Source organism: Prevotella conceptionensis 9403948 (genome assembly GCF_000312305.1).
GTDB lineage: Bacteria > Bacteroidota > Bacteroidia > Bacteroidales > Bacteroidaceae > Prevotella > Prevotella conceptionensis.
Genome location: NZ_HE999450.1, coordinates 57,983 through 74,781 on the forward strand (window position 1 = coordinate 57,983; position 16,799 = coordinate 74,781).

Below are 16,799 nucleotides of genomic sequence, written 5' to 3' on the forward strand. Positions count from 1 at the left end.
TATAGAAGTCGCCGTTGCTGCTGCGTTCGTAGCTGTTGCCATAGCTGCGGCCCGACGAGCGAGTGTTGTCGTTGTATTGGTAACGATAGTCGGTGCGGTCTCTTGCTGCTCGCGAACTCATGCTGCCATGATTGCGCGTGCCTGTTACGCCGCCATAAGAGTAGTAGCCCGGCGAATAATAATAGCCGCCATAATTGTAGTAGGGGCTGTAATATCCATAGTATGGGCCGTAGTAGCCGCCATAATAGTAGGGCGAACGCCAACCATAGCCGTAATAGGGATAAGCCCAATCGTTATACCAATAAGAATAATAACCACGCCAACGTGGGCCATAACCGTAGTAGAATGGGTCGTACCAATCCCAATCCCAACGTGAGTAGCCGTAGTAAGGCGAGTAAGCATAGTAGCCGAAGAACCACGGGTCGTAGAAACGGCTAACGCGGCGGCTATAATAATAGTCGTCGTCATCGTAATAGTCGCGCCTGTCGCGCCAGTCTCGTCGCGAACGGTTGCGGTCCGAAGACATGGCACTAACGTCTTCTTCAACGATGACGTTGCCTAGCGAGTCACGCCTAATCTTTTGGTAACTGCTGCCGTTTCGATTGCGGCGATTGTACTCGTCTACATTCCTGTTCGACCCCGAATAATACACATCGGCATCGCGTTCCCCCTTGTCTTGATATTCTTTGTTAATCCTGTCTGATTTTTTAGGTACGAAATACACATCGTCTGTTTGGGCCATTGCCGTGAATGTCCCCAGTGTCAAGCCGATTGCCAATAATCCTAATCTTTTCATGTCAATGTTCCTTTCTGCCAAAGGCAAGTTGTTACGTTGCAAATTTACTAATGATAGTTATGCAAATATAAGGATTTTCCCTAACTAAAAGGGGGATTTTCCCTATTTTTTTAGTATTTTTGCGAGGCACGTCCGACTAGTCGGGCTAGTCGGACGGGTCGGACAGGTCGGACTAGTCGGACTGGTCCGACAAGTCGGATTAGGCGGCTTGTTTGACATTACTTAAAGATAAAAGCACATCTATATATGGAATATCTCAAAACGGTCTTCACGCTGAACGTGGCGGAAGAATACATGGATGCAGCCAAAGACCTGCTTGCCGACCTTGCTGCGGCGGCTGGTTTCGAGGCTTTTGAAGAAACGGATAATAAGTTGGTGGGTTATGTTCAGCCGCAATTACTGGACAAAATGGCATTGGATGAGGCTATCGCCGACTTCCCCATTGCCTCGACAAGCATTGCTTACGAAATGGTTGAGGCAGAAAATCGCAACTGGAACGAGGCGTGGGAGGCCAGCGGTTTTGAGCCAATCTGCATTGATGGGCGTTGCATGATATACGATGCGCGACATTATTCGCAGGCCGACTTGCCTGTGGGGTTCGACCTGCAAGTGGCCATCGAACCGCGACAAGCCTTTGGAACGGGCGCACACGAAACCACGCAGATGGTTGTTGCCCAACTGCTGAGTATGCCCTTGAAAGGCAAACGCATACTAGACTGCGGCTGCGGAACGGGCATCTTGGGCATTGTGGCTTCTAAATTGGGGGCAGATAGGGTGTTGGGATACGATGTTGATGAGTGGAGTGTGGACAACAGCCTGCACAATGCCGACCTGAACGGTGTGCAAAACATGGCTGTGCGCAAGGGCGACGCCACGACATTGAACGCCGGCGACGGACTGTTTGACGTGGTTATGGCCAACATCAACCGCAATATTCTTTTGGCCGACATGCCCCGTTGGGTGCAAATGATGGCGCAGGGGGGAAGAATTGTGTTCAGCGGATTTTACCAAACGGACGTACCGATGCTTGTTGAGGCGGCTGCCGACTTGGGGTTGAGGCTCATTTCGGAGCGCGAACAGGAAAATTGGGCGTGTTTAACGTTCTGTAAAGAATAACTAAGCGCTACGGTTAAGGGCCGAACAAAGGCACGATGCCTGGCGTGTGGGCATTGTGTAGACGTGGCGTTTGGCGTTATTTCATCAAGTCTTTCATGAAACTATCAAGGTCTTCATCAAGGTTTTGGAGCAGCTCTCCCGTGATGATACTTGTATCATCGTCAACGAGATGCAGCTCTGCCACATGGTTCTTCTCATCGTCTTCGAGCACAAAGCTGAATGGTCTGAGAATGCCCATCCTTTCTACCACGTTGTTCAGTCTTCGTAAGCAGCCTTGCAAAATGTGTGTAACGCTGTGGTAAAAGTGTTCGTCCTTGCTTTCAATCCACTGCTCAACCACGCAGCGGGTTATCTCCCTGTCGTCGTCGTCGAAGGCAAGCAGCTCGCCTGAGTCTTGCGAAACCCTAATGTGGATGTCGGTGAGGGCGGTGTTGTTTTCTAGGTTTGGAAACTTTTGCGCTATTTTGTTGATGGCGCGTTCCACCTGCATGATGGTTTGTTCCGTAGCTTTCATAATGCAAATTGTTTTAATGGTATTGCAAAGATAGTAAAAAACCGCAAAGGCAAGCGCGTTTGTATAAAAAATGTTCGTCTTTTAAGGATATTTCATCTTGGCGGTAGGGGATGGTGTGCCTGCGTTGTGGGGTTGTAGTGGATGGGCTAACGGCCGACAATTTTGCGCCGCGACTCTTTGTTCCTACCACGAAACGGCATGGGCACATGGGGCAAAATCCCCTTAAAAGCAAGCCCCTTGAAACGCGCAAAGACCAGCTCCAATGCCCCAAAAAACAGAGGGCGGGGCAAAGCGCAGCCCCGCCTTAAAGGCTGTTTCCTAGCGGTACGGGGTGGGGCGGTGTTTGCCCCTTACGGGTTTAGTTTTCTCTTCCGCAGCATTTTTTATACTTCTTTCCGCTTCCGCAGGGGCAGGGTTCGTTGCGCCCAACCTTAGGTTGCTCCAAGTTTAAATTGCCAAAGGGATTTTTAAAACCGCTGTCAAAGGGAGAGTCTATGTTGAACATGGGGTTTGCAGCGGCAAAGTGGGCGTTCGGTCGCAGTCGTTTGCTCGCTATCTGTTCTGGCGAATACCCATTGAAATGCGGACGAGGAACGTTGTTTACGAATGTGGTGATGATGCTTATGTCTTTGTCGCTGGGTAACTTACTTTGTGGAAATACCTCAATAATTTCGCTTAACAGTTTTCCGTTAGGCATGCGCTCTTCCTGAATGCGGTGGAAAATTTGGGTAAAATGCACAAAGGCTTCATCCTCACTGAACCCCTTTCTCGTTAGTAAGTCGAAGAAATCCTGTTCTTCGGCGTTTATGGGGCGAATGAAAGGGTAGAGGCCGCGCAGCATTAAGTCGTCGAATGAAAGCTCGGGACGGTCGTCGTCCTCCCAATCGCTTTTGCCTAGGTTGGGCATGTCTTTCAGTCGCGGCGTACACAATGTACCGCCTTGTTTGTCCCAAGAGGCGGCACAGGTAAAGATTTTCGTCAGTATGCTGTGTTCAAAATAGATGTTCACGAACATACCCATTTCTTTTCCCATCTCTTTCCGCATTCTTTCCGACAATATTTGGATGGCTTTTTTGCGGCTAATCCATCCCACCGTGTTCATCAGTCCCACCAGCAAGGTCTCCAAAGTAAACTCGGCTAACGTCAGCTTAGCGATGATGGTGGGGCGGATTAGTGGTTGCAGAACCTCTTTAAGGTCGTCGTATATAGCTATATATTCGCCCTCCTTGCCGTCTATCGCTGTGTCCATAACGATTCTTAGCCAGTTTAAGGTGGGCGGTGTGTGGCTGTAATCAACCCTCACCAACTTTCCGTTTACCATTTCTTGTAGTAAATACAAGTCGCGCATCGGAAGTCCTAGCAGCCATTCCTCGGGGTGTTGGGTAACAAATTTGTAGATGTCTTGCTGCATTTTCTTCATCGACGATGCCCTAGTCGCCTTAATGGTGCTTGGCGCGCCGAGGAGGAAGGCTTCCTGTTCTAGCATGTTTGGGTTCATTTCGCCCAGTGCCTTTTTGTATGAAGTTGGCTCAAGGTCAAAACCACTGGGCTCGAACAGAAAGTCGTCGGACACATACAAGTCTAGCAACTCTTGGTACGTGTTTTCTATTTCGTTAGTCACCCTGTTCAGCTCTTCATCAATTTCCACATCAAATACGCTGTTTAACAGTGCGGCGCAGGCCGGTGCGGCCGTGCTTTGTACGTATGGCGTCAAGTCTTTGGTGGTGCATTCGCCTTGTACCTCCAAGTCTTTGAAGGCTTCGTATAGCATCTTTGTGGGCACATCCATGTTCTTTGTGCTGCCCACTTCGGTGAGGGTGGCTGTTTCGCGTGTTACATTCACCAGTGCGAATAGTTTTTTGCCCCTTCTCAACTTGAAAGTATCCAGTTTTTTTAGTGCTTCTTGAAACTCTTTAAATGTCATTGTTCTTGTCATTGTTGTTTGCGGTTGTATCAGTTTTTGTTGGCTTAGTGCTAACACTAAGCCTTTTTGTGGGTAACACTGCGGTGCATACGCGGTGACATACATGTTAATGGGGCAGCCCTGTCCGCATGTGCGAAGTTACAAAATTTCTTTCATAGTTACAAACTTCTTACTCGGTTTTGTTGTGTGCCGAATGGCTCGCCGCGTTGTGGCCGATGGTTAAGGCCCATCACCAACTCACCAATTCATCAATTCACAAACTCCTCAACTCGGAAACTTACCACCTCACAAACTCCTCAACTCGAAATATTAAATTGTTATTATTAATTTTACAAAATCGTTCTAATTCTCACTCCATTCTAGCGAAAATGTCGGCTATAAAATAGGCAAATAGCCACAATTTCTAGCCTTTCACGTCTTTTGTCTTGTCTGTTTTTAGGAGCAAAACCTGCATTTTGCACCATTTTGCCTTTCTAGTTTGGCTGCCGTCTCGATATTTTTCAAGCCCAATTACGCACTTTTAGCTCCTAAAACGCCACTTTTTAATGGCTATTTTGTCCTTTTTAGTCCTGTTTTTAATGCCTCCAAGAGGTTTTATTTATACCTTTTCAGCGTATTTTTATGCTTTTCATCTCGCATTTTGCCGCATTTCATCTTGCATTTAGCATCAAAACGCATTGCATTTAGCATCAAAACGCACTGCGTTTAGCGGCATATTGCACTGCGTTTAGCATCAAAACGCACTCCATTTAGCGGCAAATAGCCCCAAAATCTGGTCCAAATGGCAGTTTTCTAAATAAAAATTCATTTTGTCTGCATTCACAGGCTACCCCTTTTAGCATCAAAACTAACCTTCGCGAGAATCGATTTTTTGCGGCAAGGTTGGCGATTGGCCATGAATTTCGCAGCCATAGTGTTAAAATTTATGCGCAAAAGATTACATTGTCGGGCGTGCCCTAAAAGTTTCCATGCTTGTGTCTTTTCTCCTTTTAAGCCCGCTTTTCATTTTATTTTTAGAACCTGCCTAAAATAAAACAACAAAGTCGACGTTATTAACTACAAAGAAACCACTAAACCTAAACCATGAGTTTTATTGCTACCATGACACTAAGAAAAGCGGGCCGACTGAATGAGGCCTTGCAACAAGCCAACGCCGATTGGCAATACGAGAAAAGCCCACATGCATGCATGGCTATGTTTTGGGTACAGAAAGACATCTGCGACTGGCTAATCAAAGAACAACGATTGGACGAGGCCAACCAGCGCATCGCCCTTTTGGAACAGCTGCAACCCCTGATGAACGACACGGAGGGCATTGCCAGCAAGGCTATCGAACGGCTGAAAGAACACGCTCTGCCCTTTTATCCGCAGATACGACACATCGAACAAATGAGTAAAGACGGCTGCGAAAGGGTAGCATACGATGCCTTGCTGCCGTTTTTGGGCGAAAACTTGCCAACTGCCTTGCACGAAAGAGTGGGCTGGGTGGTGTTTCGCTATTTGAAACGCCTGCCATCCGAATGCCAATCTGCTACGGCACGAAGGGCTTTACTGAACTATATCATGCTGAAAAACCAACGCCCTTCTTTACTTCACTCGCAAATGTTGCTGATGGCTATCGCGGTAAAGGAGCGGTTTGCCGACTTTAAACTGCTGAATTTTATCGCTGCCTGGGACGTGAATGCCTTTGCCGAGGCCGACTTCCAGCCCTCGCAACACGAGGAGCAAACGTTCCGTCCACTGGCCGAGCGCGTTGTGGAGCATTGTTTCGATTTAGGTTATGGCTTGCAAGAAGTGCTCAATACATTCTTGCCTAACGTGCGTTTTACAGACGAAAAGGTGAAAGAACTCTATGCCCGAAGTAAATATTTCGCAATAATCAAGCTGCAAAAACAAGACGAAACGGCCGCCATTGGTCTGGCTGAACATTATGCGCAGACGATAAGCGGAACGTTTGTGCGCAACGAATACCATTCGGCCATTCTCCATTTCTACCTTCGGCATCTGCCCAAAGCCCATCAGCGACAGGCATTGCGGTTTGTTAAGGGGTGGGGAATGGACAATTTCAGGGATGAAGACTGGCAGCGCACCACCAAAGACGACCGCCGATACCCTGCATTGGTAGAGAAAACACTTGTTGCTTTGCTGTCGGCATGCGAGAAACACGAACTGAGAAGGCTGAACGAGCGGCCACCCGCCATCCTGCAAAAGGCTCTTGATGCCTATGCCGACAACGAAAGCTTGATGCGGCTATGGGTGAAAGTTAAGTTGGCTGCGTGTAAGGACCACGAGGCACTTGAAACACTTCGTTGCCTAATACGTAAGCAACAGCGTTTTTACTTATGGAAGGAGCTGGCCGACATTACACCAGACGAACAGCTTAAACTATCGGCTCTGTGTAAGGCCATATTGCTGCAACCCAAGGACGAGTTCTTGGGTAAGGTTCATTTTATGCTGGCCTTGTTGCTTAAAGGGCAGGGCTTGTTGTCTGAGGCTCAAGCGCAGATTAACGCGTATGTGGAAACCTATCGGCGAAACGGCTGGACGCCAACACCCGAAATGCAGGCCTTAGCCAATGCCATGCCGCCAGGCATCGCCCCTTGTGCCGATGTTTCGGCTTTCTATAATGCCCACTTAGATGCAGCCCACGACTTCTTGTTCCCCGATTTGCATTGGAACCTGCTGGTGGTGATGAACTTCTTTACGCAAATTAATCCCAAAACGGGCCGAAAAACAGACAAGGTGGCCTTGGCCGACACCAATGGAAACACCCTTTCTGTTAATCGTAAGCAATGGCCTAGTGGACACAGCTTGGCGAAGTTTGCTTGCGTTGAGGCCAAGATAGCAGTAGAAGGCAAACGAAAAAACATCGTAGCCATGCGCCCGTCGGCTGCCAATGGTCAGGATATTTGGCACTTGGAAACCGTGCAAATCGTTCGGGCAGATGAACAAAGACAACGCTATGTGGCCAAGAATGAGGCCGGATTAACATTTGTCGTTCCTTATTATATAATAAGGAGTAGGGTGGATTGTGGTATAAAGGCACGTCTCTGGTGGGTTGATGCCGCAACGAAGGAAGGTAAAGGCATGCGCCGAACGATAGCGGTAGAGTTTGTTGATGCAGAAAACAAACCTAAACCGCGCCCAGAAAAGAACGCTTGATGGCATGGCGTGTGCTGCTTTTGTTAATCTTTCGCCCGTTAGCTTGTCGGACGGTGTCGTTACCTACTTGTAAGGGCGCAGGTTCAACAGCCATTACGGGCAACAACCTTTTTGGTCAACACGTCGCCAGAAGTTTACAAGAGTGCAGGTTTAACAGCCATTACGGCCAATAACCTTTTGGGTCAACACGTCGCCAGAAGTTTACAAGGGTGCAGGCCCAACAGCTCATTTGCTCACATTCTTAAATGTAATACTCTGCTGCATCTACCATTCCTGCTCGTAAGGCGTATTTTGTTGCTTCATGAACATTGTTCACATTCAGCTTGCGGAAGATGTTCTTGCGATGGGTATTAACGGTATGAAAGCTAGAAAAACGTTTCTCGGCAATCTCTTTCGTGGTCAATCCTAGGGCGATGTCGCGTAATACCTCCATTTCTGTTTTTGTAAGTTTCACCCGTTCCACTTCTTGCCATTGTTCATTGGCCATTTGCACAAGGGGCGCATAGTGGTATGGCTCTCCGCGTAGGGCATCGTGCAGGGCTTGGCGAATTTGCGGAAGGGGTGCATCTTTGAGGATGAGGCCAAAGCGCGGTCCGCTTGCAACGACCACGCGTACGAAGTCGCTGGTAAGCGTTTCGCTAAATAAAAGCCATTGCACGCGGTGAAATCGCTGTTGCCAAATAAGCAATTCGTCGAAACTGGTGAAGTCGAACAAAGTATAGTCCAACACCACGGTGGCGTGTTCTTGTCCTTCGAGAAGTCTAGCGAGTGTTGTTTTGTCCGTGGCAATGGCGATGTCGTTATGTTTCATTTCGCTGCAAAGCCATTGCAAACCAGCTCGGGTGATGTCTTGATTGTCGGATAGAATGAGCATAATGAAAAGGGCTTATAAAGGTGAAAAGGCTTATAAAGGTGAAAAAGTGAAAGGGTGAAAGGGTGAAAAAATGGCTGCGCCTTTTAAAGGTGAAAGGGTGAAAAGGTGAAAGGGTGAAAAAATGGCTGCGCCACTAAACTTGCCAACATATTCTCTCGTAACCCCGCCAACTTATAAGTTTATCCACTTGTTAACTCGTCAACTTGTCAGCTCGTCAACTCGTAAACTTGTCTTCTTGTCAACTCGTAAACTTGTTAGCTGATTAAACAAGAAAGCAAAAAGGGACATGCCGTTTTGTGGCATATCCCTCGTTTGTTGTTTGTAAAGCGTTGTGCTTTATGCTTCAGCAGGAGCCTCGTTGGCCTCTTGAACAGGTGCTTCGGCTGTTGCCTCGGCAGCGTTTTCTACTTCAGCGTTAGCAGCCTCGGCCTCAGCTTTTGCGGCAGCCTCAGCAGCTTTCTTTTCGTTTACTTTCTTGGCGATAGCAGCGTTGACGCTCTTTTCAGCCTCTAGCTTTTTGGCTTCGAGGTCTTTCTTGGCCTTAGCCTCGTTGTTACGGATAGCTTCGTTGCCCTTGTTCTTCTCTTCTTTCCAAGCGTCGAACTTCTTTTGTGCCGTTGCCTCGTCGAATGCGCCTTTCTTAACGCCACCACGTAGGTGTTTCATCAAGTAAACGCCTTCGCCTTTAAGGATGTTGCGAACGGTGTCGGTGGGTTGTGCACCACACTCTACCCAATGCAGGGCGCGTTCGAAATTCAAATCTACGGTTGCTGGATTGGTGTTGGGGTTGTACGTACCAATCTTCTCAGTAAATTTACCATCACGTGGTGCTCTTGCGTCGGCGATAATGATGCCATAGAAAGCATAGCCCTTACGGCCGCCGCGTTGTAATCTGATTTTTGTTGCCATTGTGCAAATTAAAATGTAATTAGGTTTGAATTTAATGCCGTCAACTCGTGACAGCGGCTGCAAAGGTACGCATATTTTTCTGATAATGAGCAAGGAAGAGGAAGAAAAATTGATTTGAAGGAGTTGAGGAGTAAGGGTGAAAGGGTGAAAAGGTGAAAAGGTGAAAAAATGGCTACGCCCATTAATTCGCCAGCTTGTCAACTCGCCAACTTGTTAACTTGTAAACCGCTCAACTCCCCATAAAAAACACAGATTAACACCCAAGAAACCCAATCTTGCGCAATTTATTCGTAACTTTGCACATTATCACGTAATTGAATAACATGAAACGAATACTCATCGTTTGGGCCGTTGCACTTGTGGCGTTTGCTGCTTGCACGAACAAATCTGCTACTTCGGCCAAGATTGAAGGGCTGGATTTCGACAGTATTGTGGTGGATACCACCGTGGCGTTGACCGATTTGAAACTAACGCCGCAATGCCGAATCAGCCTTAATTTGCAGTACGCCAAAGGCAATAACGCCGACAAAATAAACAACGCGCTGCTGCATGCTGGCATCTTGATGCCCGATTATCTGGGACTTACCAACCAAAAGTTCAGCATGAAACAGGCGGTTGACTCGTTTGTGACACGTATGCTTAACGACTATGCAACCGATTATGCCGCGCTGTATAGGCAGGATAGGCAACACACCTCATCCTATAACTACGAGTATAAGGTGAAAACCTTCACGCGAAACGGAGCTGAGAACATTGTTGTTTATACGGCTAAGATATATACTTTCGGCGGTGGAGCACATGGAATAAACCAAACGTTGGTGAGAAACATCGACGTTACCACCGGAAAAGTGCTGCAACTGCAAGATGTTTTCGTGCCTGGTTACGAGCCTACGCTGAAAGAATTGTTGCTTAAAAAGGTGGGCGAACGCTTTAATGCCGACGGATTGGACGAGTTGAACAAGAAAGATATATTTGCCGATGGGCATGTGTATGTGCCAGACAACTTCGCCATAGACGATGATAGTTTCACCTTTATATATTGTGAAGACGAAATCGCACCGCACGCCGTGGGCGAAATAAGCGTTACTTTGAGTCGTAGCGAGTTGAGCAGAATATTGAAATGAATGGCGGATTGACTCGCACGGCGGCAGAATTTGCCCGACAAATGTGGGTCCGCAACAGACGAAACGAGGCATGAAACCTCGTAAGGAACAGAAAAGACAATGGACGAGATACGTAAATATTTTACCGAACTGACCGCCACGCAGCTTGAACAGCTAACGCAACTGGGCGAACTATACCGCACATGGAACGAACGAATAAACGTGGTTTCGCGAAAAGACATCGACAACTTGTACCTGCACCACGTACTTCACTCGCTGGCCATCGCCAAGTATGTGCAGTTTAAGACTGGTACACGCGTGCTAGACTTTGGTACGGGGGGCGGTTTCCCCGGCATTCCGTTGGCAATCGTGTTTCCCGAATGCAGTTTCAAGCTGATTGATCGCACGGCGAAGAAGATACGCGTAACGCAAGAAATTGCCGCAGCCATAGGCTTAACCAACGCTACTGCCGAGCAAAAGGCAGGCGAAGAAGAGCGGGGCGAGTACGATTTTGTGGTGAGCCGAGCCGTGATGCCCTTGCCCGATTTGATGAAAATAGTGCAGAAGAACATTTCGCGCGAACAACACAACGCCTTGCCCAACGGCTTGATATGCCTCAAAGGGGGCAATCTTGATGCGGAAACGCGCACGGTGAAGAAGGTTGTCGACATTACACCTGTGGGCAATTGGTTCGAAGATGCGTGGTTTGAAGAGAAAAACGTGGTGTATGTACCTATGTAAAGGGTAGTAGCCGCAAGTAATAAGGGGTTAGGGAAATGGTTGAATGCAGATAGCGGGCGACCACGATGAACCGATAACATAAAATGCAAAACGATTTAGCACAATGCTGAATATACATCACATAATGTGCAACATGTTGCAGGAAAACTGCTATGTTGTATCAGACGAAACAAAGGAATGCGTGATAATAGATTGTGGCGCATTCTTCGAGAAAGATAAGTCGGCGCTTACGCAGTACATCGCCGACAACGAATTAAAGCCCCGTCGACTGTTGGCTACGCATGGGCATGTGGACCATAACTTGGGAAATGCCTTTGTGTTTGCCACGTACGGCTTGCGTCCTGAGGTGCACGAAGACGATGGCGAGTTGTTAGAACATCTGCCCGAACAGGCCGCTTATCTGCTGAACATGCCACTGGATGAACAGCAACCGCGCGTGGAACGATATCTTACGGAGGCCGATACCATCGAATGGGGTAGTCATCGGTTCACCATCATTCATACGCCAGGCCATACGGAGGGCAGTTGTGTGTTCTATTGCGAGTCTGAAGACGTTGCCTTTACGGGCGATACGCTTTTCAAAGGCTCGATAGGCAGGGTGGACCTTCCTGGCGGAAGTATGTTTAAGATGATGCAAAGCATACGCCACCTGTCGCAATTGCCCGACACAACCCGCGTGTTTTCGGGGCATGGCCCAGAAACAACGATTGGTTACGAGCTTGCGCATAATCCGTATTTGGATAGATAAGGGGAGTAGTAAAGGTAATAAGGAGTAAAGGTAGTAAGTAGTAAAGGTAGTAAGTAGTAAGTAGTAAAGGTAGTAAGTAGTAAAGGTAGTAAGTAGTAAAGGTAGTAAGTAGTAAAGGTAGTAAGTAGTAAAGGTAGTAAGTAGTAAGCTAGTTAAGCCTAGGGTAACTAGATAAACTCGTTAACTCGTTTCCAACTTACAAATCGATTCATGTATAAGGAAGAAGCAGAAAAGATAATAATGGGTATCGACCCTGGTACCACGTTGATGGGCTACGGCGTTATCCGTGTGGTGGGCAAAAAGGCGCAGATGGTGGCTATGGGCGTTATCGACTTGCGCAAGATGCCCGACCCATACTTGCGCTTGGGGCATATCTTCGAGCGTGTTTCGGGCATCATCGATGCCTATCTGCCCGACGAACTGGCTATCGAGGCACCGTTCTTTGGTAAAAATGTGCAATCGATGTTGAAGTTGGGGCGGGCGCAGGGTGTGGCTATCGCTGCTGCCATACAGCGAGACATTCCCATACACGAGTATGCACCATTGAAAATAAAGATGGCCATAACGGGACAAGGACAGGCCTCGAAAGAGCAGGTGGCTGGTATGTTGAAACGTATGTTGAAACTAAGTGATGACGATATGCCCAAGTTTATGGATGCAACCGATGCTCTTGGCGCAGCCTATTGTCACTTCTTACAGATGGGCAGACCCGAAACAGACACCAAGTATCGCGGTTGGAAAGACTTCGTAAGTCGCAACCAAGACCGCGTGGCAGGCAAATAACTTGAGGATTAAAGCGATTAAGTTCGTGACAAATACGCAACCCCAATACTCAAAAACTCACAAACTCAATAAAATTAGAAGTATAAAAAATGAAAGGAACAGCAATGAAAAAGATTTTGATTTTGGTGCTGATGGCATGTACCACGGCGTTTACGGCGCAAGCACAAGAGGTGTATAAGCGCATATTGAAGGTGTCGAAACAAACGGCATCCGATAAGAGTAAGAGCATAGACGTGCGCAAGGTGGCCACGTTTAAGGTAGACGAACTGAACTATATGGCGATGAAGTCGAAAGAACTGATGCCCGACAGCACCGTTCGTATGCTTGATACGCAGGCTTACGCCATGCACGAGTTCATCAACTTGTTCTTCAAACGCCTTTCCGAGGCAAAGAAAAAAACGCAGAAAGAGTTGGTTATGGCTCGTTTTAAAAACGCCTCCATCAACAACAGTCGCTTTAACGACATGGATAAAGAACTGGTGTTGAGCTATTATGACAATGGCAACTATATGACGCAGTTCTCATTAGACACCGACTGGGTGAAGGCATTGGCCGAAATTCGCAGTAAAAAGTAAAGGCTTTTACCTTGCCTTTCCTCAACCGTAACGTTTCTTTTGTGCGTGAAATAAAGGAAAGGGTGGGGTAGGCAGTCGTTATTTTGATAGGCGAAGGCGTTTGAGCAACGAAAATGTTCGGCACTATCGCTACACATTATATAATACAATAAGGGGCTACGGATATTTCTTCCATAGCCCCTTATTGTATCATGACTTGCGTTTTTAGGGTTTTAGCGCTTGTGGGCTTTATCGAATTTGGTTCATAAACAAAGTGCTTACGAGCAGATATGCCTATCAACTCTATAACTTACAAGCGCACCGGCTTAAGCTATTTATACTCCGACCATGCCTTAATCTCGATGTCCTCAACGCGCATAGTGGTAAAGGCCGTGATGAATGCACTGGCCAAACGCGTGTTGGTGATAAGCGGAATGTTGAGGTCGATGGCCGCGCGGCGTATGCTGTAACCATTGGTAAGTTCGCGTGGGGTGAGGTCTTTGGGGATATTCACCACCATATCTATCTTCTTATCGCGCAACACATCAAGCACCTTGGGTTCCATTCCCTCGTCGGTAGGCCAGTACACGGTGGTGTTGGCAATGCCGTTCTCTGTTAAGAAGTGCGATGTGCCGCTAGTGGCATACAATTCGTAGCCGTTGTTTACCAGTCGTTTGGCGGCATCCAGCATCTCGGCCTTTTGTTTTCCGCCGCCTGTTGAGAGCAGAACGGTTTTCTTCGGGATGCGATGACCCACCGAAAGCATGCTTGTAAGCAGGGCAGCGTTGGTGTCGTCGCCCAAACAACCCACTTCGCCAGTAGATGCCATGTCGACTCCCAGCACGGGGTCGGCCTTTTGTAGGCGGTTAAACGAGAACTGCGAGGCCTTGATGCCCACGTAATCGAGGTCGAAAAGGTTCTTGTTGGGTTTCTCAACAGGTAGGCCAAGCATAACGCGTGTGGCCAAATCAATGAGGTTTAGTTTAAGAACCTTGCTCACAAAGGGGAACGAACGCGAGGCGCGCAGGTTACATTCGATAACCAGCAGGTCGTTATCGCGTGCCATAAATTGGATGTTGAAGGGTCCCGATATGTGCAACTCTTTCGCTATCTGACGGCTAACGCGTTTAATTCGGCGTACCGTTTCTATGTAAACTTTCTGTGGAGGGAATTGGATGGTGGCATCGCCAGAGTGAACACCGGCAAACTCGATGTGCTCGCTGATGGCGTAGGCCAGTATTTCTCCGTCTTTGGCCACGGCATCCATCTCTATTTCCTTGGCGTGTTCGATGAAACGACTCACCACTACGGGGTGGTCTTCGCTGACATTGGCGGCCAATTGCAAGAAACGTTCAAGCTCTTCGCGGTTTGAACAAACGTTCATGGCCGCACCCGACAGTACGTAAGAGGGGCGAACCAGCACGGGGAAACCTACGCGGTCGATAAATTCATTAATCTTATCCATCGATGTTAGCGCGCTCCATTCGGGTTGGTTGATGCCGTTTCGGGTGAGCATGGACGAGAACTTGGCGCGGTCTTCGGCGTTGTCGATGTCTGTTGCCGATGTTCCTAGTATGGGTACATGTTGCTCATCGAGTTTCATGGCCAGGTTGTTGGGTATCTGTCCGCCGGTAGACACAATCACGCCGTTGGGCGTTTCGAGGTCGATAACGTCCATCACGCGTTCAAATGTCAACTCGTCGAAGTACAGACGGTCGCACATGTCGTAGTCGGTAGATACCGTTTCGGGGTTATAGTTAATCATAACCGACCGATAACCCTCACGCCTAATGGTGTTAAGGGCTTGCACGCCGCACCAGTCGAACTCTACAGAAGAGCCGATACGGTAGGCACCCGAACCAAGAACAACTATAGAACGGCGGTAGTTGTCGAACCGAACGTCGCTTGCCACGCCCGAATAGGTGAGGTAAAGATAGTTGGTTTGTGCAGGATATTCGGCTGCGAGCGTGTCTATTTGCTTTACAACGGGCAGAATGCCATACGACTTTCGTAGGTTTCGTACCACCAAAGCGGCCTTGTGCATGTTGCCCATCTCCTTTTCAAGTCCCACGGCACGAGCAATCTGGAAGTCGGTAAAGCCATACACCTTTGCCGTTCGCAGCAATTCCTTATCCAATACGTTCACGCTGGTGCATCGTTGCAAGGCCTCGTCGATGTCGATGATATGTTTCAGCTTTTCCAAGAACCACTTGTCTATCTTCGTGAGTTCGTGTATCTGGTCGATGGTATAGCCTTTGTGCATGGCTTTCGAGATGATGAACACGCGTTTGTCTGTGGGTTCGCGCAGTGCTGCATCGATGTCGTCGATCTTCAATTCCTTGTTTTCAACAAAGCCGTGCATGCCTTGGCCAATCATGCGCAGGCCCTTTTGGATGGCCTCTTCGAAGGTGCGGCCGATGGCCAAAACCTCGCCAACCGACTTCATCGACGAGCCAAGTTCCTTGTCTACGCCGCGGAACTTGCTCAAGTCCCAACGTGGTATCTTGCAGACAACGTAGTCGAGGGCGGGTTCGAAGAAAGCGCTGGTGGTCTTTGTTACCGAGTTTTTCAGTTCGAACAGTCCGTAACCCATGCCCAACTTGGCTGCAACGAAAGCCAGCGGATAGCCAGTGGCCTTTGATGCTAGGGCCGACGAACGGCTAAGGCGCGCGTTTACTTCGATAACGCGATAATCTTCGCTCTTTGGGTCGAAGGCATATTGCACGTTGCATTCGCCGACGATTCCGATGTGGCGGATAATCTTAATGGAGAGTGCGCGCAGCTTGTGGTATTCGCTATTGCTAAGCGTTTGTGAAGGGGCAACAACGATGCTCTCGCCTGTATGTATGCCAAGCGGGTCGAAGTTCTCCATGTTGCAGACGGTTATGCAGTTGTCGTAGCGGTCGCGCACCACTTCGTATTCAATCTCTTTCCATCCTTTAAGGCTTTTCTCTACCAGCACTTGTGGTGAGAAGGAGAATGCTTTCTCGGCTAGCTTGTTCAGCTCTTCCTCGTTGTCGCAAAAGCCACTGCCTAGTCCGCCAAGGGCATAAGCTGCTCGCAAGATAACGGGATAGCCAAGGCTTGCAGCGGCTCTACGTGCTTGCTCGATGTTGGCGCAGGCCTCGCTCTTGATGGTCTTGACATTAATCTCGTTCAGTTTCTCAACAAACAATTCTCGGTCTTCGGTGTCCATGATGGCTTGCACGGGTGTACCCAGTACTTTAACGCCATACTTTTCGAGAACGCCGCTTTGATAAAGCTCTACGCCGCAGTTAAGCGCCGTTTGTCCGCCAAAGGCCAAGAGTATGCCGTCGGGACGCTCTTTTTCGATAACCCTTTCAACGAAATACGGCTGAACGGGTAGGAAATATATTTGGTCGGCTACGCCTTCTGAGGTTTGCACCGTGGCGATGTTGGGGTTGATAAGCACTGTTTTAACGCCCTCTTCGCGCAGGGCTTTGAGTGCTTGCGAGCCAGAGTAGTCGAACTCACCCGCTTCGCCAATCTTCAATGCGCCGGAACCCAGCAGCAATACTTTCTTTATGCTTTCGTCTTTCATTTTCTCTAAGGGG

General features: G+C 48.4%; 13 protein-coding genes. 7 read left to right on the top strand and 6 right to left on the bottom strand.

All coding sequences use genetic code 11. The features are described 5' to 3' along the window. On the bottom strand, positions 1-796 hold a 796-nt coding region (locus BN93_RS18075), incomplete at its 3' end, for a hypothetical protein (protein ID WP_052311380.1). Positions 797-1,042: 246 nt separating this feature from the next. Between BN93_RS18075 and prmA the strand changes: the two genes are divergently transcribed. Beyond that, complete coding sequence (gene prmA / locus BN93_RS12135) at positions 1,043-1,912, top strand: 50S ribosomal protein L11 methyltransferase (protein WP_019188590.1); 870 nt, start codon at positions 1,043-1,045, stop codon at positions 1,910-1,912. 76 nt (positions 1,913-1,988) lie between these two features. On the opposite strand, the gene BN93_RS12140 is transcribed toward prmA, so the two are convergent. Both BN93_RS12140 and BN93_RS18080 read right to left on the bottom strand, forming a co-directional pair. Next, positions 1,989-2,426: a hypothetical protein gene (locus tag BN93_RS12140; RefSeq protein ID WP_019188591.1), complete on the bottom strand. Its 438-nt coding sequence runs from the start codon at positions 2,424-2,426 to the stop codon at positions 1,989-1,991. Between the two features lie 358 nt (positions 2,427-2,784). Then, complete coding sequence (locus tag BN93_RS18080; RefSeq protein WP_198007522.1) at positions 2,785-4,362, bottom strand: SEC-C metal-binding domain-containing protein; 1,578 nt, start codon at positions 4,360-4,362, stop codon at positions 2,785-2,787. 1,071 nt (positions 4,363-5,433) lie between these two features. Here BN93_RS18080 and BN93_RS12155 point away from each other — a divergent pair. After that, entirely contained in the window at positions 5,434-7,512 is a 2,079-nt protein-coding gene (locus BN93_RS12155) for a DUF7017 domain-containing protein (RefSeq protein ID WP_009229142.1), read from the top strand. A gap of 241 nt (positions 7,513-7,753) precedes the next feature. Here BN93_RS12155 and BN93_RS12160 read toward each other — a convergent pair whose 3' ends face one another. Further along, positions 7,754-8,386, bottom strand: a complete 633-nt coding sequence (locus tag BN93_RS12160; RefSeq protein WP_019188594.1) for a helix-turn-helix transcriptional regulator — start codon at positions 8,384-8,386, stop codon at positions 7,754-7,756. Positions 8,387-8,722: 336 nt separating this feature from the next. Continuing rightward, the gene (locus BN93_RS12165; RefSeq protein WP_019188595.1) at positions 8,723-9,295 is read right to left on the bottom strand and encodes a 30S ribosomal protein S16; all 573 of its coding nucleotides are present in this window, start codon (positions 9,293-9,295) and stop codon (positions 8,723-8,725) included. 323 nt (positions 9,296-9,618) lie between these two features. Here BN93_RS12165 and BN93_RS12170 point away from each other — a divergent pair, with 323 nt between their 5' ends. The 5 genes from BN93_RS12170 to BN93_RS12190 all read left to right on the top strand — a co-directional run bounded on the left by BN93_RS12170 (position 9,619) and on the right by BN93_RS12190 (position 13,245). After that, entirely contained in the window at positions 9,619-10,419 is an 801-nt protein-coding gene (locus BN93_RS12170) for an RsiV family protein (protein ID WP_019188596.1), read from the top strand. Between the two features lie 99 nt (positions 10,420-10,518). Further along, complete coding sequence (rsmG, locus tag BN93_RS12175; protein ID WP_019188597.1) at positions 10,519-11,139, top strand: 16S rRNA (guanine(527)-N(7))-methyltransferase RsmG; 621 nt, start codon at positions 10,519-10,521, stop codon at positions 11,137-11,139. Between the two features lie 103 nt (positions 11,140-11,242). After that, complete coding sequence (locus BN93_RS12180; protein ID WP_044260686.1) at positions 11,243-11,887, top strand: MBL fold metallo-hydrolase; 645 nt, start codon at positions 11,243-11,245, stop codon at positions 11,885-11,887. A gap of 210 nt (positions 11,888-12,097) precedes the next feature. After that, positions 12,098-12,670 (top strand): crossover junction endodeoxyribonuclease RuvC, encoded by a 573-nt coding sequence (gene ruvC, locus BN93_RS12185; RefSeq protein WP_019188599.1) that lies wholly within the window; start codon positions 12,098-12,100, stop codon positions 12,668-12,670. A 104-nt stretch (positions 12,671-12,774) separates the two neighbouring features. Beyond that, positions 12,775-13,245, top strand: a complete 471-nt coding sequence (locus BN93_RS12190; RefSeq protein ID WP_232211181.1) for a hypothetical protein — start codon at positions 12,775-12,777, stop codon at positions 13,243-13,245. 310 nt (positions 13,246-13,555) lie between these two features. Here BN93_RS12190 and carB read toward each other — a convergent pair whose 3' ends face one another. After that, positions 13,556-16,786, bottom strand: a complete 3,231-nt coding sequence (carB, locus tag BN93_RS12195; protein ID WP_019188601.1) for a carbamoyl-phosphate synthase (glutamine-hydrolyzing) large subunit — start codon at positions 16,784-16,786, stop codon at positions 13,556-13,558. Positions 16,787-16,799: the final 13 nt, after the last annotated feature.